This window comes from Zoogloea ramigera, from assembly GCF_006539865.1.
Lineage (GTDB): Bacteria > Pseudomonadota > Gammaproteobacteria > Burkholderiales > Rhodocyclaceae > Zoogloea > Zoogloea ramigera.
Map to the genome: position 1 here is coordinate 40,410 of NZ_BJNV01000011.1, position 21,904 is coordinate 62,313.

At 66.1% G+C, this 21,904-nt stretch carries 27 protein-coding genes; 11 read left to right on the plus strand and 16 right to left on the minus strand.

Translation table 11 applies throughout. The annotated features are described in order from the left end of the window. Position 1: 1 nt before the first annotated feature. The 3 genes from hisA to hisB are packed head-to-tail and all read right to left on the minus strand — an operon-like array spanning position 2 to position 2,031. The gene (gene hisA / locus ZRA01_RS04865; protein ID WP_141349850.1) at positions 2 to 748 is read right to left on the minus strand and encodes a 1-(5-phosphoribosyl)-5-[(5-phosphoribosylamino)methylideneamino]imidazole-4-carboxamide isomerase; all 747 of its coding nucleotides are present in this window, start codon (positions 746 to 748) and stop codon (positions 2 to 4) included. 60 nt (positions 749 to 808) lie between these two features. Further along, complete coding sequence (gene hisH, locus ZRA01_RS04870; RefSeq protein WP_141349852.1) at positions 809 to 1,447, minus strand: imidazole glycerol phosphate synthase subunit HisH; 639 nt, start codon at positions 1,445 to 1,447, stop codon at positions 809 to 811. Next, on the minus strand, positions 1,444 to 2,031 hold the full coding sequence (gene hisB, locus ZRA01_RS04875) for an imidazoleglycerol-phosphate dehydratase HisB (protein ID WP_141349854.1): 588 nt from the start codon (positions 2,029 to 2,031) through the stop codon (positions 1,444 to 1,446). The genes hisH and hisB overlap by 4 nt, the downstream gene beginning before the upstream one ends. Positions 2,032 to 2,140: 109 nt before the next feature. Here hisB and hisC point away from each other — a divergent pair, with 109 nt between their 5' ends. Further along, positions 2,141 to 3,232 (plus strand): histidinol-phosphate transaminase, encoded by a 1,092-nt coding sequence (hisC, locus tag ZRA01_RS04880; protein WP_141349855.1) that lies wholly within the window; start codon positions 2,141 to 2,143, stop codon positions 3,230 to 3,232. An 82-nt stretch (positions 3,233 to 3,314) separates the two neighbouring features. Here hisC and hisD read toward each other — a convergent pair whose 3' ends face one another. Then, entirely contained in the window at positions 3,315 to 4,631 is a 1,317-nt protein-coding gene (gene hisD, locus ZRA01_RS04885; RefSeq protein WP_141349857.1) for a histidinol dehydrogenase, read from the minus strand. Continuing rightward, complete coding sequence (hisG, locus tag ZRA01_RS04890; protein ID WP_141349980.1) at positions 4,628 to 5,272, minus strand: ATP phosphoribosyltransferase; 645 nt, start codon at positions 5,270 to 5,272, stop codon at positions 4,628 to 4,630. Before hisG ends, hisD begins: the two co-directional genes overlap by 4 nt. Positions 5,273 to 5,443: 171 nt before the next feature. Between hisG and rnk the strand changes: the two genes are divergently transcribed. Further along, the gene (gene rnk, locus ZRA01_RS04895; protein ID WP_141349859.1) at positions 5,444 to 5,827 is read left to right on the plus strand and encodes a nucleoside diphosphate kinase regulator; all 384 of its coding nucleotides are present in this window, start codon (positions 5,444 to 5,446) and stop codon (positions 5,825 to 5,827) included. A 33-nt stretch (positions 5,828 to 5,860) separates the two neighbouring features. Here rnk and murA read toward each other — a convergent pair whose 3' ends face one another. Genes murA through ZRA01_RS04945 form a run of 10 tightly spaced genes read right to left on the minus strand, consistent with a single transcriptional unit; the run spans position 5,861 to position 12,950 of the window. Beyond that, positions 5,861 to 7,111: a UDP-N-acetylglucosamine 1-carboxyvinyltransferase gene (gene murA / locus ZRA01_RS04900; protein WP_141349861.1), complete on the minus strand. Its 1,251-nt coding sequence runs from the start codon at positions 7,109 to 7,111 to the stop codon at positions 5,861 to 5,863. Positions 7,112 to 7,125: 14 nt separating this feature from the next. Next, entirely contained in the window at positions 7,126 to 7,380 is a 255-nt protein-coding gene (locus ZRA01_RS04905; RefSeq protein WP_141349862.1) for a BolA family protein, read from the minus strand. Between the two features lie 14 nt (positions 7,381 to 7,394). Next, positions 7,395 to 8,150 carry an ABC transporter permease gene (locus ZRA01_RS04910; protein ID WP_141349863.1) on the minus strand — a complete coding sequence of 252 codons (756 nt, stop codon included), beginning with the start codon at positions 8,148 to 8,150 and terminating at the stop codon, positions 7,395 to 7,397. Between the two features lie 8 nt (positions 8,151 to 8,158). Then, positions 8,159 to 9,061 carry an ABC transporter ATP-binding protein gene (locus ZRA01_RS04915; RefSeq protein ID WP_141349865.1) on the minus strand — a complete coding sequence of 301 codons (903 nt, stop codon included), beginning with the start codon at positions 9,059 to 9,061 and terminating at the stop codon, positions 8,159 to 8,161. A 31-nt stretch (positions 9,062 to 9,092) separates the two neighbouring features. After that, the gene (locus ZRA01_RS04920) at positions 9,093 to 9,377 is read right to left on the minus strand and encodes an STAS domain-containing protein (protein WP_141349867.1); all 285 of its coding nucleotides are present in this window, start codon (positions 9,375 to 9,377) and stop codon (positions 9,093 to 9,095) included. Continuing rightward, entirely contained in the window at positions 9,374 to 10,006 is a 633-nt protein-coding gene (locus ZRA01_RS04925) for an MlaC/ttg2D family ABC transporter substrate-binding protein (RefSeq protein WP_141349868.1), read from the minus strand. The genes ZRA01_RS04920 and ZRA01_RS04925 overlap by 4 nt, the downstream gene beginning before the upstream one ends. Further along, entirely contained in the window at positions 10,003 to 10,833 is an 831-nt protein-coding gene (locus ZRA01_RS04930) for an MlaA family lipoprotein (RefSeq protein ID WP_141349870.1), read from the minus strand. Before ZRA01_RS04930 ends, ZRA01_RS04925 begins: the two co-directional genes overlap by 4 nt. A 52-nt stretch (positions 10,834 to 10,885) precedes the next feature. Continuing rightward, positions 10,886 to 11,365, minus strand: a complete 480-nt coding sequence (gene mlaD / locus ZRA01_RS04935; RefSeq protein WP_141349872.1) for an outer membrane lipid asymmetry maintenance protein MlaD — start codon at positions 11,363 to 11,365, stop codon at positions 10,886 to 10,888. Next, the gene (mlaE, locus tag ZRA01_RS04940; RefSeq protein WP_141349874.1) at positions 11,365 to 12,147 is read right to left on the minus strand and encodes a lipid asymmetry maintenance ABC transporter permease subunit MlaE; all 783 of its coding nucleotides are present in this window, start codon (positions 12,145 to 12,147) and stop codon (positions 11,365 to 11,367) included. The genes mlaD and mlaE overlap by 1 nt, the downstream gene beginning before the upstream one ends. Further along, positions 12,147 to 12,950, minus strand: coding sequence for an ABC transporter ATP-binding protein (locus ZRA01_RS04945; RefSeq protein WP_174851591.1), 804 nt, complete (start codon positions 12,948 to 12,950; stop codon positions 12,147 to 12,149). Before ZRA01_RS04945 ends, mlaE begins: the two co-directional genes overlap by 1 nt. A 179-nt stretch (positions 12,951 to 13,129) precedes the next feature. Here ZRA01_RS04945 and leuS point away from each other — a divergent pair, with 179 nt between their 5' ends. The 9 genes from leuS (at position 13,130) to ZRA01_RS04990 (ending at position 21,476) form a co-directional block, all read left to right on the plus strand. After that, the gene (gene leuS / locus ZRA01_RS04950; protein ID WP_141349878.1) at positions 13,130 to 15,898 is read left to right on the plus strand and encodes a leucine--tRNA ligase; all 2,769 of its coding nucleotides are present in this window, start codon (positions 13,130 to 13,132) and stop codon (positions 15,896 to 15,898) included. A gap of 20 nt (positions 15,899 to 15,918) precedes the next feature. Next, the gene (locus ZRA01_RS04955) at positions 15,919 to 16,128 is read left to right on the plus strand and encodes a hypothetical protein (protein ID WP_141349880.1); all 210 of its coding nucleotides are present in this window, start codon (positions 15,919 to 15,921) and stop codon (positions 16,126 to 16,128) included. After that, positions 16,125 to 16,658: an LPS-assembly lipoprotein LptE gene (locus ZRA01_RS04960; protein WP_141349882.1), complete on the plus strand. Its 534-nt coding sequence runs from the start codon at positions 16,125 to 16,127 to the stop codon at positions 16,656 to 16,658. Before ZRA01_RS04955 ends, ZRA01_RS04960 begins: the two co-directional genes overlap by 4 nt. Further along, positions 16,655 to 17,680, plus strand: a complete 1,026-nt coding sequence (holA, locus tag ZRA01_RS04965) for a DNA polymerase III subunit delta (protein ID WP_141349884.1) — start codon at positions 16,655 to 16,657, stop codon at positions 17,678 to 17,680. The genes ZRA01_RS04960 and holA overlap by 4 nt, the downstream gene beginning before the upstream one ends. Before the next feature lie 27 nt (positions 17,681 to 17,707). Further along, complete coding sequence (locus ZRA01_RS04970) at positions 17,708 to 18,985, plus strand: glutamate-5-semialdehyde dehydrogenase (RefSeq protein ID WP_141349886.1); 1,278 nt, start codon at positions 17,708 to 17,710, stop codon at positions 18,983 to 18,985. Positions 18,986 to 19,116: 131 nt separating this feature from the next. After that, positions 19,117 to 19,707, plus strand: coding sequence for a chalcone isomerase family protein (locus ZRA01_RS04975; protein ID WP_218028654.1), 591 nt, complete (start codon positions 19,117 to 19,119; stop codon positions 19,705 to 19,707). Between the two features lie 69 nt (positions 19,708 to 19,776). Further along, positions 19,777 to 20,262 carry a methylated-DNA--[protein]-cysteine S-methyltransferase gene (locus ZRA01_RS04980; RefSeq protein ID WP_141349888.1) on the plus strand — a complete coding sequence of 162 codons (486 nt, stop codon included), beginning with the start codon at positions 19,777 to 19,779 and terminating at the stop codon, positions 20,260 to 20,262. Between the two features lie 193 nt (positions 20,263 to 20,455). Then, positions 20,456 to 20,947, plus strand: coding sequence for a Cys-tRNA(Pro) deacylase (gene ybaK, locus ZRA01_RS04985; RefSeq protein WP_141349890.1), 492 nt, complete (start codon positions 20,456 to 20,458; stop codon positions 20,945 to 20,947). 139 nt (positions 20,948 to 21,086) lie between these two features. After that, on the plus strand, positions 21,087 to 21,476 hold the full coding sequence (locus ZRA01_RS04990; RefSeq protein ID WP_141349892.1) for an H-NS histone family protein: 390 nt from the start codon (positions 21,087 to 21,089) through the stop codon (positions 21,474 to 21,476). Between the two features lie 28 nt (positions 21,477 to 21,504). Here the strand turns inward: ZRA01_RS04990 and ZRA01_RS04995 are convergent, their stop codons facing one another. Next, entirely contained in the window at positions 21,505 to 21,900 is a 396-nt protein-coding gene (locus ZRA01_RS04995; protein ID WP_141349894.1) for a dihydroneopterin aldolase, read from the minus strand. Positions 21,901 to 21,904 lie beyond the last annotated feature (4 nt).

Sequence of the window (21,904 nt, forward strand, 5' to 3'; positions counted from 1 at the left end):
CTCAGGCGGCCCCGTTGAGCTCGTCGGCGCGGGCCTGCGCCTTGGCGAAATCGAGGGTGCCTTCGTAGATCGCCCGGCCGGTGATGGCGCCGGTGATGCCTTCGCCCTCGACGGCGCACAGCGCTTCGACGTCGGTGACGGTGGCGATGCCGCCGCTGGCGATGACCGGAATGCGCAGGGCCTGGGCCAACTTGACGGTGGCTTCGATATTGACGCCGGAGAGCATGCCGTCACGGCCGATGTCGGTGTAGATCACGCCTTCAACGCCGTAGTCCTCGAACTTCTTGGCGAGGTCGACCACGTCGTGGCCGGTGAGCTTGGACCAGCCATCGACGGCCACCTTGCCGTCCTTGGCGTCGAGCCCGACGATGATGTGGCCGGGGAAGGCGCTGCAGGCGTCGTGCAGGAAACCGGGGTTCTTGACCGCGGCGGTGCCGATGATCACGTAGGTGATGCCGGCGTCGAGCACGCGCTCGATGGTGTCGAGGTCACGGATGCCACCGCCCAGCTGGACGGGAATCTCGTCGCCGACCTCGGCCAGGATCGCCTTGATGGCGGCCTGGTTCTTGGGCTTGCCGGCGAAGGCGCCATTGAGGTCGACCACGTGCAGTCGGCGGGCCCCCTGTTCGATCCAGTGCCGGGCGGTGGCCCGGGGATCTTCGGAGAACACGGTGGCAGCGTCCATTTCGCCTTGTTTAAGGCGCACGCAGTGACCATCCTTGAGGTCAATAGCGGGAATCAGCAGCATAGCGAGAGATTGCGGAAGAGGAGTTGAAACCGAAACGGGGGAATGAAAAGCGACCGGGCGTCAGGGCTTCCAGGACATGAAGTTCGACAGGAGCTGGAGACCCGCCGCGGCACTTTTTTCAGGGTGGAACTGGACGGCAAAGATATTAGCCTGCGCTACCGCCCCGGTAAAGGGGATGCCGTAGTCGGTGGTGGCCGCGACGATAGCCGGATCGGCCGGATCGACGTAGTAGCTGTGCACGTAATAAAAGCGCGCACCGTCGGGGATGCCGACCCACAGCGGGTGGGCCTGCTTCTGCCACACCTCGTTCCAGCCCATGTGGGGCACCTTCAGGCGCGCACCGTCGGCGCCAACCATCTTGTCGGCGGGAAAGCGGCGCACTTCGCCCTTGAACACGCACAACCCGGGCACGTCGCCCTCCTGGCTGTGCTCGAAGAGCATCTGCTGACCGATGCAGATACCCAGGAAAGGCTTGTTGCGGGCCGCCTCGAGCACCGCCGGACGCAGGCCGCGGGCGTCGAGCTCGCGCATGCAGTCGGGCATCGCGCCCTGACCGGGGAAAACCACCCGGTCGGCCGCCAGCACTTCGGCCGGGTCGGCGGTGACGAGGACTTGCACATCGGCAGCCACGTGTTCGATGGCCTTGGCCACCGAACGCAGGTTGCCCATGCCGTAATCGATGATCGCAAGCTTGCTCATAGGGCCCCCTTGGTGGACGGCACCATGCCGGCCTGGCGCGGGTCCGGCGTCACCGCCATGCGCAGCGCGCGGCCGAAGGCCTTGAAGACGGTTTCGCACTGGTGGTGCGCGTTGCGCCCCTTGAGATTGTCGATGTGCAGGCTGACGCCGGCGTGATTGACGAAGCCCTGGAAGAATTCGTAAACGAGCTGGGTGTCCAGCGCGCCGATCATGCCGGCGGTGAAGGGCACCTCGAACTCCAGCCCGGGCCGGCCGGACAGATCGACCACCACCCGCGACAGCGCCTCGTCGAGGGGCACGTAAGCGTGGCCGTAGCGGGTCAGCCCCTTCTTGTCGCCGACCGCCTTCGCGAAGGCCTGGCCGACGGTGATGCCCACATCCTCGACAGTATGGTGGCCGTCGATGTGCAGGTCGCCAACGGACTCGATCTCCAGGTCGAAGCTGCCGTGGCGGGCAATCTGGTCGAGCATGTGGTCGAAGAAACCGATGCCGGTGTTGAGCTGACTCTTGCCGCTGCCGTCGAGATCGATCTTGACGCGGATCTTGGTTTCGAGGGTATCGCGGGATATTTCGGCGTGCCGCATTGCGTGGTTTTCCAGGAAGAACAGTCGAAACTGGGTGAACAAAGGGCATGATAGCATCTAGTGTTTTCACCGTCCCTTCCGGCACGCGCTGCCGCCGAGCCGATCTGCCATGAGCCGCTTCTGGAGCCCCGTCGTCCACGACCTGACGCCCTATGTCCCCGGCGAGCAACCCAAGCTCGCCAACCTGGTCAAGCTCAACACCAACGAGAACCCCTACCCGCCGAGCCCCCATGTGCTGGCGGCGATCCGCGCCGAGCTCGGCGGCGACGCCGACCGCCTCAAGCTCTACCCCGACCCGACCGGCAGCCAGCTCAAGGCCGCCGTGGCCCGGCATTTCGGCATCGCGCCCGAGTGGGTGTTCGTGGGCAACAGCTCGGACGAAGTGCTGGCCCACACCTTCCAGGCCCTGCTCAAGCACGAGCGGCCCCTGCTCTTCCCGGACATCACCTACAGCTTTTATCCGGTGTATTGCGGCCTGTACGGCATCGCCTTCGAGGCCGTGCCGCTCGCCGACGACTTCACGATCCGCGTTGACGACTATCTGGCCCGTGGCGCCGACCGCGTGGGCGCGGTGATCTTCCCGAACCCCAACGCGCCCACCGGCCGCCTGCTGCCGCTGTCCGAGATCGCCCGCCTGGCCGCCGGCCTGCCCGATGCGCCGATCGTGGTCGACGAGGCCTACGTGGATTTCGGCGGTCTCGACGTGATTCCCACCGCCGTCGCGCTGGTGCAGCAGTTCCCCAACATCCTGGTCACCCAGACGCTCTCCAAGAGCCGTTCGTTGGCCGGGCTGCGGGTGGGTTTTGCGATCGGTCAGCCGGAGCTCGTCGAGGCCCTCACCCGTGTCAAGGACAGCTTCAACTCCTACCCGCTGGATCGCCTGGCCCTGGTGGGCGCCAGTGCCGCGATGGACGATGAGGCCCATTACGAGACCACCCGCCGCCAGGTGATCGCCAGCCGCGAAGCCCTCACCGCCGAGCTCGGCGCGCTTGGTTTCGAGGTGCTGCCGTCCGCCGCCAACTTCGTCTTCGCCCGCCACCCGGGCCGCGACGCCGCCCAGCTGGCCGCCGCGCTGCGCGAGCGCAGCATCATCGTGCGGCACTTCAAGGCGGCGCGCATCGACCAGTTCCTGCGCATCACCGTGGGCACCGACGCCCAGTGCGTGCAGCTCGTCGAGGCGCTGCAGGAGATCCTCGGCTGACCTGGCAATGCCCGTAAAAAAGCCGCACCCGAGGGTGCGGCTTTTTTGTGGCTGCGGGGGGCGGCCGGCCCGAGCTGAAGACTCAGCCCTTCAGACGCATCTCGGCCGAACGGGCGTGGGCCTGCAGGCCTTCGCCGTGGGCCAGCACCGACGCGACCTTGCCGAGGGTCTGGGCGCCGGCCTCGGAGACGTCGATGAGGCTGGTACGCTTCTGGAAGTCGTACACCCCCAGCGGGCTCGAGAAACGCGCGCTGCGCATGGTCGGCAACACATGGTTGGGGCCGGCGCAGTAGTCGCCCAGGGCCTCGACCGAGTAGTGACCGATGAAGATCGCGCCGGCGTGGCGAATCTGGTCGATCCACGGGTACGGGTCGGCGAGGGACAGCTCGAGGTGCTCGGGCGCGATGCGGTTGGCGATCCGGCAGGCCTCGGCGAGGTCACGCACGTGGATCAGCGCGCCGCGGTTCTTCAGCGAGGTGGCGATGGTGTCTCGGCGCGGCATCTCGGGCAGCAGGCGGGCGATGCTCTCCTCGACGCGGGCGATGAAGGCCGCGTCGGTGCACAGCAGGATGGACTGGGCCAGCTCATCGTGCTCGGCCTGGGCGAAGAGGTCCATCGCCACCCAGTCGGGGTTGCCCGAGCCGTCGGAGATGATCAGCACCTCGGACGGGCCGGCCACCATGTCGATGCCGACGGTGCCGAAGACGCGGCGCTTGGCGGCCGCCACGTAGGCGTTGCCGGGGCCGACGATCTTGTCGACCTGCGGGATGCTGTGGGTGCCATAGGCCAGCGCAGCCACGGCCTGGGCGCCACCGATCGTGAACACCCGGTCGACGCCGGTGATTGCGGCGGCGGCCAGCACCAGCGGGTTCTTCTCGCCGCGGGGCGTCGGCACGACCATGATCAGCTCGGCAACGCCGGCCACCTTGGCGGGGATGGCGTTCATCAGCACCGAGCTGGGGTAGGACGCGCGGCCGCCCGGCACATACAGGCCGACCCTATCCAGCGGCGTAACCTTCTGCCCGAGGCGGGTGCCGGCCATGCCCGGAGAATCGTCGGCGTAGCTCCACGATTCGAGCACCTGGCGCTCGTGGTAGCTGCGCACGCGGGCGGCGGCGGCTTCGAGAGCCTCGCGCTGGGCGGTGCTGAGGCCGGCCAGTGCGGCCTGGAGTTCGGACTTCGGGAGTTCGAGCGCAGCCATGTCGGCGGCGTCGAGGTGATCGAAACGGCGGGTGAACTCGACCACCGCCGCGTCGCCGTCCCGGCGCACGGCCTGCAGGATGTTGGCGACGGCGTCCTCGATGGCCGCGTCGGTGCTGCCCTCGAAGGCCAGCAGGGCGTCGAGGGTGGCGGAGAAGCCTTCGTCGGCGGACGACAGGCGGCGGATCTGTTCACTCATTTCTTGACGGCTCCTGCGAAGGCCTCCAGCACCGGCTGGATCAGCTCGCGCTTCAGCTTGAGGGAGGCCTGATTGACGACGAGGCGGGAGCTGATGGGCATGATGTCCTCGACCTCGACCAGGTTGTTGGCCTTGAGCGTACCGCCCGTGGAGACCAGGTCGACGATGGCGTCGGCCAGGCCGACCAGCGGCGCGAGTTCCATCGAGCCATACAGCTTGATCAGGTCGACGTGGACGCCCTTGGCGGCAAAGTGTTCCCGGGCCGCGTTGACATATTTGGTGGCGACCCGGATGCGCGCACCGCGCTTGACCGCCGCGGCGTAGTCGAAGTCCTTGGGCGCTGCCACGCACAGCCGGCACTTGGCGATGTTGAGGTCGAGGGGCTGGTACAGCCCGGCTCCGCCGTGTTCGAGCAGCACGTCCTTGCCGGCGATGCCCATGTCGGCGGCGCCGTACTGCACGTAGGTCGGCGTGTCGGTGGCGCGCACGATGACCAGCCGCACGTCGGGCCGGTTGGTGCCGATGATGAGCTTGCGCGACGTTTCGGGGTTGTCGGTCGGCGTGATCCCGGCGGCGGCGAGCAGCGGCAGGGTTTCTTCGAAGATTCGGCCCTTCGAAAGGGCAAGCGTAATGCCGTTCAAGATGGTCATCTGTGTGCCTAAAACGTGATTCTAGCCGATAGCACCGCGCTCCGGCCCGCGGGGGTGGCGGCAGGCTTTGTTCGCGGCGCCGGTTCTGTTAGCCTTTGGACTGTGGCTGAACCGCTCCCGGCGGGTTCGGCCCTTTTCATTTTTCAGTCTCAGGAGCATTGCATGAAACCCGAAATCACCGTATCGACCAGCGATCTCGAACGCCTCGAGGGCCTGCTGTCGAAGCCGCCGACCCGCAACCGCAGCGATCTCGACGGCCTGCGCGCCGAACTCGACCGCGCCAACATCCTCGACACCGACGGCATGCCCGCCGACGTCATCATGATGAACAGCCGCGCCCGCTTCCGCGAGGAGACCTCGGGCCGCGAATACGAACTCACCCTGGCCTGGCCCCACGAGGCCAACGCCGCCGACGGCAAGGTGTCGATTTTCTCGCCGGCGGGCAGCGCCCTGCTGGGCTTGTCGGTCGGCCAGTGCATCGACTGGCAGACCCCGGAAGGCCACGCGATCCAGCTGCGGGTGCTGGCCGTGAGCCACGGGGCCTGACCCCCAGGGGCCCGCCCCGCCGCCGGTGCGACCCTAGCGCAGCCGGCTGACCCGGGCCCCCAGCGCGCTCAGCTTCTCCTCGAGCCGCTCGTAGCCGCGATCCAGGTGGTAGATGCGCTCGATGGTGGTCTGCCCTTCGGCCACCAGGCCGGCGATGATCAGGCTCGCCGAGGCGCGCAGGTCGGTGGCCATCACGGTGGCGCCCTGCAGGCCGGCGACGCCCTTCACGAAGGCGGTGTTGCCGTCGATCTTGATGTCGGCGCCCAGGCGCTGCAATTCAACCGCGTGCATGAAGCGGTTCTCGAAGATCGTCTCGCGGATCACTGCGGTGCCGTCGGCGACCGCGTTGATGGCCATGAACTGGGCCTGCATGTCGGTCGGAAAGGCCGGGTACGGCGAGGTGCGCAGGCTGACCGCGGTGAGACGCGCCGGCGCCTTGAGGCGGATCGCGTCGCGCTCTGCGGTGATCTCGCAGCCGGCGTCCATCAGCTTGTCGATGACCGCGTCGAGGTAGCTCGCCGAGGTGCCGGTGAGACGCACTTCACCGCCGGTGACGGCTGCGGCACACAGGTAGGTGCCGGTCTCGATGCGGTCGGGCATCACCCGGTGGGTGGCGCCGTGGAGCTTTTCCACGCCGCGGATGCGGATCACGTCGCCGCCGGCGCCGGAGATCTGCGCGCCCATCGCCGCCAGGCAGTTGGCCAGGTCGACAACCTCGGGCTCGCGGGCGGCGTTCTCGATGACGGTCTCGCCATCGGCCAGACAGGCCGCCATCATCAGGTTTTCGGTGCCGGTGACGGTGACCATGTCGGTGAAGATGCGGGCGCCCTTCAGGCGCGGCACCTTGGCGTGCACGTAGCCGTGCTCCACGCTGACCGCCGCGCCCATCGCCTGCAGGCCCTTGATGTGCTGGTCCACCGGGCGGGCGCCGATCGCGCAGCCGCCGGGCAGGCTCACCTGGGCCTCGCCGAAGCGCGCCACAAGCGGGCCGAGCACCAGGATGGAGGCGCGCATGGTCTTGACCATCTCGTAGGAGGCCATCGGCTTGTCCACGCCGCTGGCGTCGAGCGTCACGGCGTCGCCGTCGCGGCTCACCTTGACGCCCATCTGCTCGAGCAGGCGCAGCAGGGTGTTCACGTCATTGAGGCGCGGCACGTTGGTAAAGGTGACGGGCTCGATGGTGAGCAGCGCCGCGCACAGGATGGGCAGGGCCGCGTTCTTGGCGCCGGAGATGGCGATCTCGCCGGACAGGCGGACGCCGCCCTCGATGAGCAGTTTATCCATGAATCAACGGGCCCTCAGCCCAGTTCCTTGATGAGTTCGGCCCACTGGGCGGGCGTGTAGGTGTTGAGCTGGAGGGCGTGGATCTCGTTGCCCATCAGCTTGCCGAGGGTGGCGTAGACGGCCTGGTGCTGCTGCACCCGGCGCTTGCCCTCGAAGGCCGGGCTGACCACGATGCCGGTGAAGTGGGTGCCGTCGTCACCCTCGATCTGCAGGAAGTCGCATTCGAGGCCCGCGGCGATCAGCCGCTCGATTTCAGTTGCTTCAAACATTTTTATACCAATCCTCAGGCGCGCAGCTTGTAGCCCCGGGCAAGCATCTGCAGGGTGACTACCGCGAGCACGATAAAACAGGTCAACACGACTCCGATGCTCGTCCACGGGGAGACGTCCGAGACACCGAAGAAACCATAGCGGAATCCGTCAATCATGAAGAAAAACGGATTGAAATGCGACACCCCCTGCCAGAAAGCCGGCAGGGAATGGATCGAATAGAACACCCCCGACAGCATCGTGAGCGGCATGATCAGGAAGTTCTGGAAGGCCGCCAGCTGGTCGAACTTGTCGGCCCAGATACCGGCGATCACCCCCAGGCTGGCCAGGAAGGCGCCGCCGATCAGCGCGAAGGCGACAATCCAGCCGGGCTGGGCGATGTCGAATGACGCGAAGGGCAGCGCAGCCAGCAGCACGCCGACGCCGCACATGGCGCCCCGCAGCACCGCGGCGATCACGTAGGCTGCGTAGAACTCGCGATACGAAATGGGCGGCAGCAGCACGAACACGATGTTGCCGGTGATCTTGCTCTGGATCAGCGACGAGGAGCTGTTGGCAAACGCGTTCTGCAGCACCGTCATCATCACCAGGCCGGGCACCAGAAAGGCCGTGTAGCTGACGCCCGGGAAGGGCTGGACGTGGTCCTCGAGCACATGGCCGAAGATCAGCAAATAAAGCACCGCGGTGAGCACCGGGGAGAGCACCGTCTGGAAGCCGACCTTCCAGAAACGCAGGCACTCCTTGTAGAGCAGGGTCTTGAAACCTTCCATGGATTGCCTCAGTTCTGGTTCATGATGCCGACGAAGACCTGCTCCATGTCGGGCTTGCCGAGGGCCATGTCGACGATGGAGCCGCCGGCTGCGCGCACGCCGGCCAGGATGTCGGCCACGTCGTCGAAGTGCTCGAAACCGAACTCGAGCCCGCCGTCCGCCTCGCGCAGCAGCTTGGCCGCCAGCAGCGGCGGCAGCGCCACGGGGGCGGCCAGCTTGACCTGCAGCAGGTGGCTGGCGAAGCGCTGGAGCAGGTTGGCGGTGGTGTCGAGGGCCACGATGCGGCCAGCCTTGAGCATGGCGATGCGCCCGCACAGGGTTTCGGCTTCTTCGAGGTAGTGGGTGGTCAGGACGATGGTGTGGCCGTCCTGGTTGAGCTTGCGGATGAAGGTCCACAGGCCCTGGCGGAGCTCCACGTCGACGCCGGCGGTGGGCTCGTCGAGGACGATCACCGGCGGCCGGTGGACCAGGGCCTGGGCCACCAGCGCGCGCCGCTTCATGCCGCCCGAGAGCATGCGCATGTTGGCGTTGGCCTTGGTGGTGAGGTCAAGGTGGTGGAGGATCTCGTCGATCCAGGCGTCGTTCTTCTTGATGCCGAAGTAGCCGGACTGCAGCACCAGCATCTCGCGCACCGAGAAGAAGGGGTCGAAGACGAGCTCCTGGGGCACCACGCCGAGGGCCATCCGGGCGGCGCGGTAGTCGCGCACGACGTCGTGGCCCATCACTTCGAGGGTGCCACTGTCGGGCCGGGCGAGGCCGGAGAGGGATGAGATAAGCGTCGTCTTGCCGGCACCGTTGGGGCCGAGCAGCCCGAAGAATTCGCCCTGCGCCACCTCGAGATCCACCCCGGCCAGGGCCTGCAGGGAACGGAAACGCTTGGTGACGCCGGCAATGCGGATCGCAGGAGTCATATCAGGTCGGAGAGTTGAAGCCGGCAGGCGCTCAGTGCGCCAGCGGCAGGATGGCGTCGACGTCGTAGAGGGCCGCCAGGCTGAGCAGCGCCGGCGGCGCCGCGACGATGGAAAGCTTGCGCCCCGCCCCGTTGGCGGCACGCGTCCAGCTGAGCAGCAGGGCCAGCGCAGCGGAATCGACCGGGCCGGCCGCCGAAAGGTCGACGACCCGGTCGGCCTCGGCGACAAGGGCCGCGCCCTCGCCCTTCAGCGTCGCGACGGTGCTGATGGTGAGCGGCCCGGAGACGAGCAGCCGCTGGCCCTCGAGGCGGATCATTTCTTGGCCTGGACAGTGGTTTCGAGTTGCTTGTTCTTGTCCTTGAGAGACTTGATCAGGCCGTCGATGCCGCCCGCCCGGACTTCCTGCCCGAAGCTGTCGCGGTAGTTGGTGACGAGGCTGACGCCGGCCACCATCACGTCGTAGACCTTCCAGCTGTCGCCCTGCTTGTCGAGGGCGTAGTCGATCTGCACCGGCTTGGCACCGGCCTGGCGCACCTCGGTGCGGACGATCACGTCGGTATCCTCAGGCTTCGCCTTGAGGGGCTTGAAGTCGATCACCTGGTTACGGTATTGGGTGAGTGCGTTAGAGTAGGTGCGCACCAGCAGGGTCTTGAACTCGTGGGTCAATGCGGCTTTTTGCTCGGGGTTGGCCTGGCGCCAGTCCTTGCCCACCGCGAGGCGGGTCATGTGGGCGAAGTCGAAGTACGGCAGCACCTTGGTTTCGACCAGGTCGACGGCCTTGCGGGTGTCGCCCGACTGGATCGCCTTGTCCTGACGCACGATGGCGATCACGTCGTCGGTGACGCCTTTGACGAGGGCGTCCGGCGCGATGGTGTTGGCGAAGGCAGCAAACTGGACGCCGAGGCTGAGGGCCAGCGCGGCAAGCAGGGAGAGGGTCTTGGTCATTCCTGGCTTTCTTTCGTGGCGGAGGTGGGCGAAGGCGTGGCGGAGTCGGCCGCGGCAAGGGCCGGGGCGGCAGGCTGATCGGCCTGCGCCTCTTCGTCGTCAAAGTCTTTCACCCTCGGCGGGCTGCCGTCATACACCTGATTGAGACGGTACTGCATGTAAAAACTACGCATGTACGAATACTTGTCGAGGGCGGCCTGCTCGGCGGTGGTGTCGGCCCCCAGCAGCACGCTGCGCTTGTGAATCAGGCGCAGGCCGGTGGCCGAGTTGCGGGTGGCGACCTCTTTGTGCTGGATCACAGGGTCGGCGTAGATGTCGCCCACCAGGCCCAGGGTGTCGCGGAAGTTGCTTGACCCGAGGATGGGCAGCACCAGGAAGGGCCCCTCACCTACGCCCCACACGCCGAGGGTCTGGCCGAGGTCTTCGTCGTGCTTCTCGAGCCCCAGCTCGGTGGCAATGTCGAAGGCGCCCAGGAGGCCCACGGTGCTGTTCACCAACACCCGTCCGCCGTCGGAGAGGGCTTCGGCCACCTTGCCCTGGAGCAGGTTGTTCACGCCGATCCAGACATCGCCCAGGTTGCCGAAGAAATTGCCGACCACCGTCTTGACCGGCAGCGGCACGTAGTCGTAAACCTGCGCAACCGGGCGGATCACGAAGCGGTCGGCCTGCTCGTTGAACTGGAAGGTAGCCCGGTTGAGGGGCTCGAGGGGGTCTTTCGGATGCCCGCCGCCGGTGGCGGCACAGGCGCTCAGGCCGAGGCCGAGCGCCAGCGTGGCCGCACCGCGCAGGAGGGCCTGCCGCTGAAGTTTGCTTTTGTTGTTCTTCATCATCGTACTGCCGGCGAGATGCCCGGCACTCTGCGTTGGTTTCGCCCTGGTCTCACTTCTTGGCCGGGGCGGGCTCGCTGTCCGCCGCCTTGTCGAACATGAACTGGCTGATCAGCTTCTCGAGCACAACGGCCGACTGGGTCTTTTTGATGACCTCGCCCGGCGCGAGGTTCTTCTCCTCGCCGCCCGGGTCGAGACCGATGTACTGCTCGCCGAGCAGGCCGGAGGTGAGGATGTTGGCGAAGGTGTCTACGGGAAATTTATAGCGACCATCAACGGTGAAGACCACCTCGGCCTGGAAGCGTTCATTGTTGTAGCGGATTTCCTCGACGCGCCCCACCAGCACGCCGGCGCTCTTCACGGGCGCCCGCACCTTGAGCCCGCCGATGTTGTCGAAATGGGCGCTGAGGGTATAGGGCGACTGGATGCCCGACCCGGAAATGCTGCCCACCTTGAGCGCCAGAAACAACAGCGCGGCAATCCCGATTGCCACGAAAACCCCGACCCACAGATCGAGCGTCGTACGACTCATCAGAGACCCCTGAACATGAAAGACGTCATTACAAAATCGAGCGCCAGGATGGCCAGCGCCGAGCTCACCACCGTGCGGGTGATCGCCCGCGACACGCCCTCGGCGGTGGGCACGCAATCGTAGCCCTCGAACACCGCGATCAGCGCCACCGCCACACCGAAGACAAAGCTCTTGAGCACACCGTTCATCACGTCGTAGCGGAAGTCGACGGCCGCCTGCATCTGCGACCAGAAGGCGCCGTCATCGACTCCGATGAAGACCACGCCAATCAGCCAGCCGCCGAAGATGCCCATCGCCGAGAACAGCGCGGCGAGCAGCGGCATCGAGATCACCCCGCCCCAGAAGCGCGGCGCGACGACCCGGGCGATGGGGCTGACGGCCATCATGTCCATCGCCTTGAGCTGCTCGGTGACCTTCATCAGGCCAATCTCGGCGGTCACCGCCGAGCCGGCCCGGCTGGCGAACAGCAGGCCCGCCACCACCGGCCCCAGCTCACGCAGCAGCGACAGCGCCACCATCGTGCCCATCGCATCGGTGGAGCCATAGCGCTGCAGGATCTCGTAGCCCTGCAAGCCGAGCACCAGCCCGACGAACAGGCCCGACACCAGGATGATGAGTAGCGACAGCACGCCGCTGAAATAAAGCTCGCGGATGGTGAGGTGCAGTCGCGTGAACGACTGCCCCGAATACACCAGGATCAGCCAGAAGAACCGCGCGGCGAAGCCCAGCTGCCACACCCCGTTCACCACCATCGCGCCGAGCCTGCGCACCACGCCGCCCATCAGGCGCGACCTCCGGTCAGGGCCTGGGCGTAGTCGCCGGCCGGGTAGTGGAAGGGCACCGGGCCATCTGCTTCGGCATGGACGAACTGATGCACGAAGGGGTCTTTGGTGTGGCGGATCTCATCTGGCGCCCCCTCGGCCACGACCCGCCCCTCGGAGATGAAGTAGATGTAATCGACGATCTGCAGGGACTCCTGGATGTCGTGGGTGACGATCACCGAGCTCGCCCCAAGCGCGTCATTGAGGCGCCGGATGAGCTGGCCGATGACGCCCAGCGAGATCGGGTCGAGGCCGGTGAAGGGCTCGTCGTACATCAGCAGCGCAGGGTCGAGGGCTATCGTGCGGGCCAGCGCCACCCGCCGCGCCATACCGCCCGAGAGTTCGCCTGGCATCAGCCGCGCCGCGCCGCGCAGGCCCACCGCATGGAGCTTCAACAGCACGAGGTCTTCAATCAGCTCGGGCGGCAGGTCGGTGTGCTCGCGGAGCGGAAAGGCCACGTTGTCGAAGACGGTCATGTCGGTGAACAGCGCACCGAACTGGAACAGCATGCCCATGCGCCGGCGCAGCGCGTAAAGCGCCTCCCGGCCGAGGCCGGCCACGTCCTGACCATCCACCACCACCCGCCCGCCGACGGCCCTTTCCTGGCCACCGATGAGGCGCAGCAGGGTTGTCTTGCCGCAGCCGCTGCCGCCCATGATGGCAACCACCTTGCCACGGGGGATCGATAGGGAAATATCGCGCAGGATCGCCCTTTCGCCATAGGCGAAACGGACGTTTTCAAGGCGAACGAAGGGCTCGGACATGGGAAAATGCTGCAATGCAATAGCCCAATTGTAGCAGAGCCGCCGCAGGCTGGCATGGGGGCAAACCCCTTCCTTGCTGGAAATCCCCCGTCACATCAAGGTCTTGAGCGTGTCAAACCCGGCATCGCCCGAGGGGTTTATAATGCGCGGTTTCGTTCCAATCACGAGCCGCTACGGACATGCAGGACAAACAACAGTACAAACCCGCCGACATCGAGCGCGCCGCCCAGCAGCACTGGGATGCCACCCACGCCTTCCGCGTCCAGGCCGACGCCTCGAAGCCCAAGTACTACTGCCTGTCCATGTTTCCCTACCCCTCGGGCAAGCTGCACATGGGGCACGTGCGCAACTACACCATCGGTGACGTGCTGTCGCGCTTCCACAAGATGAAGGGCTTCAACGTCCTGCAGCCCATGGGCTGGGACGCCTTCGGCCTGCCCGCCGAGAACGCCGCGATCAAGAACAAGGTGCCGCCCGCCAAGTGGACCTACGACAACATCGCCTACATGAAGCAGCAGCTCAAGTCGCTGGGCTTTGCCATCGACTGGAGCCGCGAGCTGGCCACCTGCACGCCCGAATACTACAAGTGGAACCAGTGGCTGTTCCTGCGCATGCTTGAAAAAGGCATCGCCGAACGCAAGACCCAGGTGGTCAACTGGGACCCGGTCGATCAAACGGTGCTCGCCAACGAGCAGGTCATCGACGGCCGCGGCTGGCGCACCGGCGCGCTGGTCGAGAAGCGCGAGATCCCCGGCTACTACCTCAAGATCACCGACTACGCCGACGAGCTGCTGTCCGACCTCGACGAGCTCCAGGGCTGGCCCGAGCGCGTCAAGCTGATGCAGGCCAACTGGATCGGCAAGAGCACCGGCGTGCGCTTCGCCTTCAAGCACGACATCGCCGACGACGGCCAGCTCATCAGCGACGGCAAGCTGTGGGTGTTCACCACCCGCGCCGACACCATCATGGGCGTCACCTTCTGCGCGGTGGCCGCCGAACACCCGCTGGCCCTCCACGCCGCCAGGTCCAACCCCGAGCTCGCCGCCTTCATCGAGAAGTGCAAGCACGGCTCGGTGATGGAAGCCGACATGGCGACCATGGAGAAAGAAGGCCTGCCCACCGGCCTGTTCGTCACCCACCCGCTCACCGGCAAGCAGGTCGAGGTGTGGGTCGGCAACTACGTGCTGATGAGCTACGGCGACGGCGCCGTGATGGGCGTACCGGCCCACGACGAGCGCGACTTCGCGTTCGCCAAAAAATACGCGCTGCCGATCGAGCAGGTCGTCGCGCTGGGCGACAAGCCCTACTCCCTCGACGCCTGGCAGGAGTGGTACGGCAGCAAGGACGGCGTCTGCATCAATTCCGGCAAGTACGACGGCCTCGGCTATGAAGCCGCCGTCGACGCCATCGCCGCCGACCTCGCCGCCCAGGGCGTCGGCGAGAAGAAGGTGCAGTGGCGCCTGCGCGACTGGGGCATCAGCCGCCAGCGCTACTGGGGCTGCCCGATCCCCATCATCCACTGCGACAGCTGCGGCTCGGTGCCGGTGCCCGACGACCAGCTGCCGGTGGTGCTGCCCGAAGACTGCGTGCCCGACGGCTCCGGCAACCCGCTCAACAAGCGCGACGACTTCCTCGCCTGCGCCTGCCCGAGCTGCGGCAAGCCGGCCCGCCGCGAGACCGACACCATGGACACCTTCGTGGATTCGTCCTGGTACTACGCCCGCTATGCCACGAAGTTCGGCGCCGACAAGATGGTCGACGACGAGACCAACTACTGGATGACCGTCGACCAGTACATCGGCGGCATCGAGCACGCCATCCTGCACCTGCTGTATTCGCGCTTCTGGACCAAGGTGATGCGCGACGTGGGCCTTGTGAAATATAGCGAGCCTTTTGCAAACCTCTTGACTCAAGGCATGGTGCTCGCCCCCACCTATTTTGTGGATAAGGAAGACGGCAGCAAGGACTGGATCAACCCGTCCAGCATCACTGAATACACCAGCCCCGTCACGGGACAGACATATGCATGGATAAAAGATGGGGGCCTGGATTTTTCCGAAACCACACTCGTTGAAGGGCGTGGCAACACCTCAAAAGTTCGAATTTCGGGCACGAATGGTGCCCTCAATTGGTTTGAAGAAACCGACAAGCAGGGCAAGAAGAGTCTAGTCATCGTCTCTGGCAACCAGGTTCAAATCAGCGGCATGGAGAAGATGTCCAAGTCGAAAAACAACGGGGTAGACCCAGAGGCCTTGATTGCCACATACGGCGCTGACACCTGCCGGTTTTTTATCATTTTCACCGCCCATCCCGAACAATCTCTCGAGTGGTCCGACGCCGGCGTCGAGGGCGCCTACCGCTTCCTGCGCCGGGTGTGGGGCTTCGGCCACGTGCTGGCCACCGAGATCCGCCCGCAGATCGGTGCCGAGCGCCAGCTCGCCGGCGCCAAGCTGCCGGAAGCCCTGGCCGGCTTCCGCCGCGAGATCCACCTGCTCCTCAAGCAGGCCAACTACGACCTCGGCAAGCAGCAGTTCAACACCGTCGCCTCGGCCACGATGAAGATGCTCAACGCCCTCGAAAAAGCCCCGCGCGACGGCGCCCTCGCCGCCGAGGTGATCGAAGAGTGCTTCGGCATCCTGCTGCGCGTGCTCTCCCCGCTCACCCCGCACATCAGCCACGCCCTGTGGCGCGAGCTGGGCTACGGCGACGACATCCTGCAGGCCGCCTGGCCCGAGCCCCTCGAGGCCGCGCTGGCGCAGGACGAGATCGAGCTGATGCTGCAGGTGAATGGCAAGCTGCGCGGCGCCGTCCGCGTCGCCGCCGACGCGCCCAAGGACGCCATCGAAGCCGCCGCCCTCGCCCACGAGATGGCTGCGAAGTTCATGGAAGGCAAGCCCGCCAAGAAGGTCGTGGTCGTGCCGGGCCGCCTGGTCAACATCGTCTGCTGACGACAACGAGGGCCTTCATCATGCGTGCCGGCATCGCTTTCGCTTTACTTCTGCTCCTCGCCGCCTGCGCCGGCGCGCCGGGCGATCGCGCCTGGTACGAAGGCCTGCGCCAGGAAAACGCCCGGCGTCAGTACGAGCCGGGCCGCGACATCAACCGCGAACCGCCGGCCCCCAGCTACGACGCCTACGAGCAAGAACGTCAGCGCCTGCAGAAGGAAGCACGCCCATGAGCCACCCGCAACAGCCCGGCCGCCGCCGGGCCCTAGCCCTCCTCGGCGCCGCACCGCTCCTCGTGGCCGGCTGCGGCTTCAAGCTGCGCGGCGCGCGGCAGATGCCCTTCGAGTCGATCCACCTGGGCATGTCGCCCTACCTTGAGCTCACCGCGGCCATCCGCCGCCAGCTCCGCGCCAACGGCGACACCGTCATCACCGACAAGGCCGAAGACGCCCAGGTGCGCCTCGAGGTGCTCGCAGACCGCAAGGAAAAAGTCATCCTGGCCCTCAACACCCAGGGCAAGGTGCGCGAGTACCAGCTGCGCCACCGCTTCATCTTCCGCCTCGTCGACGTCAAGAGCGGCCAGGAGGCGCTGCCCAACAGCGAGATCTTCCTCTACCGCGACCTAGCCTTCGACGACACCCAGCTGCTCGCCAAGGAACAGGAAGAAATCCTGCTCTACCGCGACATGCAGAACGACCTGGTGCAGCAGCTGCTGCGCCGGCTCGCCGCCGCCAAAATGCCGGCCGCGGCACCCAAGCCGTGAACCTGCGCCCCGAGCAGCTCGCCGCCCAGCTCGACAAGCCGCTCGCCCCGCTCTACGTCCTCCACGGCAACGAGCCTCTGCTGGTGCTCGAGGCCGGTGACGCGATCCGCGCCGCCGCCCGCAAGCAGGGCTACGCCGAGCGCGAGGTGCTGGTGGCTGGCCAGGGTTTCCGCTGGACTGAACTGCAATCCGCCGCCGGCAACCTGTCGCTCTTCGGCGCCAGCAAGCTGGTCGACCTGCGCATCCCCAACGGCAAGCCCGGCCGTGACGGCGGCGAAGCCCTGCAGCGCTACGCCCGCCACCTCGACGACGGCGTCGTCACCCTCATCACCCTGCCCGAGATCGACTGGGCGACGCGCAAGGTCGGCTGGTTCACCACCCTCGTAGAGGCCGGCATCGCCGTCGAACTCAACGCCCCCGAGCGCGACCGCCTGCCCGACTGGATCGCCCAGCGCCTCGCGCGCCAGCAACAGCGGGCGCCGGCCGACGCCCTCGGCTTCATCGCCGATCACGTGGAGGGCAACCTCCTCGCCGCCCACCAGGAGATCCTCAAACTCGGCCTGCTCCACCCGCCGGGCGACCTCAGCCTCGACGATGTGCGCGGCGCGGTGCTCAACGTGGCCCGCTACAATGTGGACAAGCTCCGCCAGGCCCTGCTCGACGGCGATCCGGCCCGCTGCGCCCGCCTCCTCGAAGGCCTGAAGGGCGAAGGCGAGGCCCCGCTGCTCGTACTGTGGGCCCTGACCAGCGAGATCCGCAGCCTCGCCAACCTGCGCCAGGGCCTCGACGACGGCCAGCCGCTGCCGGCGCTGCTGAAGGCCGAACGCGTCTTCGACGAACGTCGCAAGCAAGGCGTGCAGCGCGCCCTGCCGCGCCTGCCCTCAAGCGCCCTGCGCACCGCCATCTTGCACGCAGCCAGGATTGACCGGATGATCAAGGGCCTGACCGGCGGCGACGTGTGGGACGAATTCCTCCAGCTGTGCCTGCGCATCACCCGCAGCCCGGCCCCCGCAGGGCGCTGACGCCGCACCACCACGAGACGAAAGACGATGGACATCAAGACCTACATGCAGACCGTCGGCCGCCAGGCCCGCAGCGCCTCGCGCAGCGTGGCCGCCGCCTCGACCGACGCAAAAAACAAGGCCCTCCTCGCGATGGCCGCCGAGATCCGTGCCCGCGCCGCGCAGCTCCTGGACGCCAACGCCCGCGACCTCGCCGAGGCCCGCGCCAACGGCCTCGAGCCGTCGATGATCGACCGCCTCACGCTGTCCGCCAAGGGCATCGAGGCGATGGCCGTCGGCCTCGAGCAGGTCGCCGCGCTGCCCGACCCGGTCGGCGAGATGACTGATCTCAAGCGCCGTCCGTCCGGCATCACCGTCGGCAAGATGCGCGTGCCGCTGGGCGTCATCGGCATCATCTACGAGGCCCGCCCCAACGTCACCGCCGACGCTGCCGCCCTGTGCCTCAAGTCGGGCAACGCCGCCATCCTGCGCGGCGGCAAGGAGGCCCTGCACTCCAACCAGGCCATCGCCGCGTGCGTCCGCGCCGGCCTCGCCGCCGCCGGCCTGCCCGAGCTGGCGATCCAGGTCGTCGAGATCACCGACCGCGCCGCTGTCGGCGAACTCATCGCGATGCCCGAGTTCGTGGACGTCATCGTCCCCCGCGGCGGCAAGGGCCTCATCGAGCGCATCTCCCGCGACGCTCGCGTGCCGGTCATCAAGCACCTGGACGGCAACTGCCATGTTTACGTGGACGAATTCGCCGATCCGGCCAAGGCCCTCGCCATCGTCGAGAACGCCAAGACCCAGCGCTACGGCACCTGCAACACCACCGAATCGCTGCTGGTAGACGCCACCGTCGCCCAGGCCCAGCTGCCCGCCATCGGCCACATGCTCGCCGGCAAGGGCGTCGAAGTGCGCGCCTGCCCCGCAACGCTCGCCATCCTGCGCGAAGCCGGCATTGCCGACAGCCAGCTCAAGGAAGCCGTCGAATCTGATTGGTCCGAGGAATTCCTCGCCCCGATCATCGCGGTAAAGGTGGTCAATGGCCTCGACGCGGCCATCGAGCACATCAACCGCTATTCGTCCGGCCACACCGAGGCCATTGTTTCCGAAAACTACACCCGTGCGATGCGTTTCCTGCGCGAGGTCGATTCCGCCTCGGTGATGATCAACGCCTCCACGCGCTTTGCTGACGGTTTCGAATACGGCCTCGGCGCCGAGATCGGCATTTCCACCGACAAGATCCACGCCCGCGGCCCGGTTGGCCTCGAAGGCCTCACCAGCCAGAAATGGATCGTCTTCGGCGACGGCCAGGTACGCGGCTGATGCCAGCCTGACCCACCGCAAAAGTCTCCCTCCCGGAAAACATCCCGGGTAAGATTCAAACGCCCGTTCGAAATCGCATACAAATACGACGGACGGGCGTTTGCACATCCACGCCAATAAAGGAGACCGCCATGCACACCACCCTGCGCCGCCTGCTGCGCCCAGCCCTGCTCGCCGCAGCCCTCGGCATCACGCTTCCCGCCACCGCAGCCGATGTCGCCGGCGTCCGTTTTGACGACAAGGCCAGCCTCGCCGGCAGCGAGCTCGTCCTGAATGGCGCGTCCCTGCGCACCCGCTTCATGCTCAAGATCTACGCGATCGGCCTCTACCTGCCCCGCAGCGGCAATAGCGCAGAAGCCGTCATGGCCAGCAGCGGGCCAAAGCGCATCCAGATCACCACCCTGCGCGAACTCGGCGCGAGCGAATTTGCCGACGCCCTCGTCGACGGCCTCAAGCGGAATCACTCGGACGCAGAGCTGGCAAAACTGCAGCCCCGCATCGACGATTTCCGGAATGCCATCATCGCCCTCAAATCGACGCCGGCCGGCAGCCAGATCCGGCTCGAATGGCTGCCCGGCAGCGGCACGCGGCTTTCCGTCGGCAACGAGGCGCGCGGAAAGGATATTCCCGGTGAAGATTTCTATCGTGCCCTGCTGCGCATCTGGATCGGTGAAAAGCCCGTCGACCAAGACCTGAAGAACGCCCTCCTCGGAAAAGCCTGAAAAAGCCGACCCTTGCCGCAAGGCCGGTGGCGGGCGCAGAATTCATTCATGTCAGCGCCCGCACCCTATATGCAAAACCTCACCGGCAAGCCCCCCTTTTCGGCGATCCTGCCAACCCCGTTCGGCGCGCTGGGCATCATCGCAGATGCCGAATATCTTCGCGAAATCATCTTCCTGCCGGGCAGTGCCGCCGCGCTGCAGCCATCCGGCATTCCCGCCGAAAAGGCCGTCGAGCAATTGGCCCGTTACCTCGCCGACCCCGACTACCGGTTCGACCTCCCGCTCGCTGAGCAGGGGAGCCACTTCCGGCGCCGCACCTGGGCTGCAATAGGCGAGATCCCCCGCGGGGAGACACGCACCTACAGCCAGCTCGCCGAATCGCTCGGCAGCGTCGCCCGCGCCGTCGGCCAGGCCTGCGGAGACAATCCGTTTCCCATCGTCACGCCCTGCCATCGTGTCGTCTCGGCCCGAGGGATAGGCGGCTTTGCCCATCACGCCGAGGGATTTCTGATCGACACAAAACGCTGGCTTCTACAACACGAAGCCGCCGCTTGAGGCGGCACGCATTCAATCCTATTGCGACCGCCGATCACTTTCGCAGACCGCTATTGCGCACGGACTCCGGCTTTGCACTTTCTTTCGCCGCCCGCCGTCGGGTGCCGACACCACGCGCCGATGCGACGTTGAACTGCCGTTTCAAGTCCGAACACGCAGCCGACACTCCATAACCCACCCATCCGGAGCCGCCATGTCACGTACTCCAGGCAATACACCAGAAACTCCCGCCACGCGCTTCCTGCGCGAGCATCGCGTCGCCTTTTCGAGCCACCCTTATGCCTACGAGGAGCACGGCGGCACCAAGGTTTCGGCGCGTGAATTGAATGTCCATGAGCATTCAGTGGTCAAGACACTCATCATGGAAGACGAAGGCCGTCACCCTCTCGTCGTCCTGATGCACGGCGACCGCAAGGTCTCCACCAAGGAGCTCGCAAGGCAATCCGGCCACAAGCAGATCAGCCCCTGCGACCCCGCGGTGGCCCAACGCCACACGGGTTATCTGGTCGGGGGCACATCGCCCTTCGGCACCCGCAAGGCACTTCCGGTATTCATGGAGCGCAGCATTCTCGATCTGCCGCTCATTTACATAAACGGCGGAAAAAGAGGCTTCCTTGTCGGCGTCCATCCCCATGACATCGTCCAGACACTCAAACCGCAGCTGGTCACCGTGGCGATCGACTGAATTGCAATAAAACACTTGCAAACACTTGCCAAGCCACCGGGCATTGGTGGCAAAATAAGCGCGTAAATAAAACCCGGGCCGACGAGCTTATTGATCAGTCGGTTCCTGCCACCAGAACAGCAAATCAAGGAAACACACCATGGATCTGTCTTCACTTTCCGTTGCGGAATTGCGCCGCCTCCAGACGAAAGTCGAAACCGAAATTCGCCGCCGCTCCGACACCGCCAAAAAAGATCTGCTGAAGCGCATGCAGAAGCTCGCCGCGGAACACGGCATGAGCCTCAATGAAGTGATCGGCCAGGAAGCCGAGAAAGCCCCCGCCGCCGCCCCGGCAACCAAAAAAGCGGCCGCAGCCAAGCCGGCCAAGAAAGCCAAGGCCGCTTCGGTGATCAAGTTCCGCCACCCGGAGAACTCCGCCATCGGCTGGACCGGGCACGGTCGCAAGCCCCAGTGGGTCATCGACTGGCTGGCCCAGGGCAAGGCCCTCGACGACCTGCGCGCCGACGCGGCAGCCGTCACCGCAGCCTGAGCCTGGCAGCGCGCAAGGCGCTGCCCGCTCAGCCGGGCAGGCCTGCCGTCGGCACGTGAGCGGGTGGAGACACCCCATTGCGGCCGCGCTCGATGAATACCCCCACACGCCGCACATCCTTCATCACGCCGATCTTGGCAATCGCCAGCTTCACCCACGGTGCACCGAATTCATCGAACAGCAGCTTTACGATGAACTCGCCGAGCGTTTCGATCAGGTTGAATTGCTGAACCGCCAGCTCTTCCCGAATACGCGCGATCACCTGCGCGTAGTCGATGGTATCGGCGATATCGTCGTGTTCGGCTGCCGCGTCGGGCACGCCAAAAGTCAGATTCAACTCCAGGGTTTGTTCGGCTACCCGCTCCCGCGGATAGATGCCCACGCGCGACTTGACCCGCAGCGCCTCGATAAAAATGAAATCCATTGCT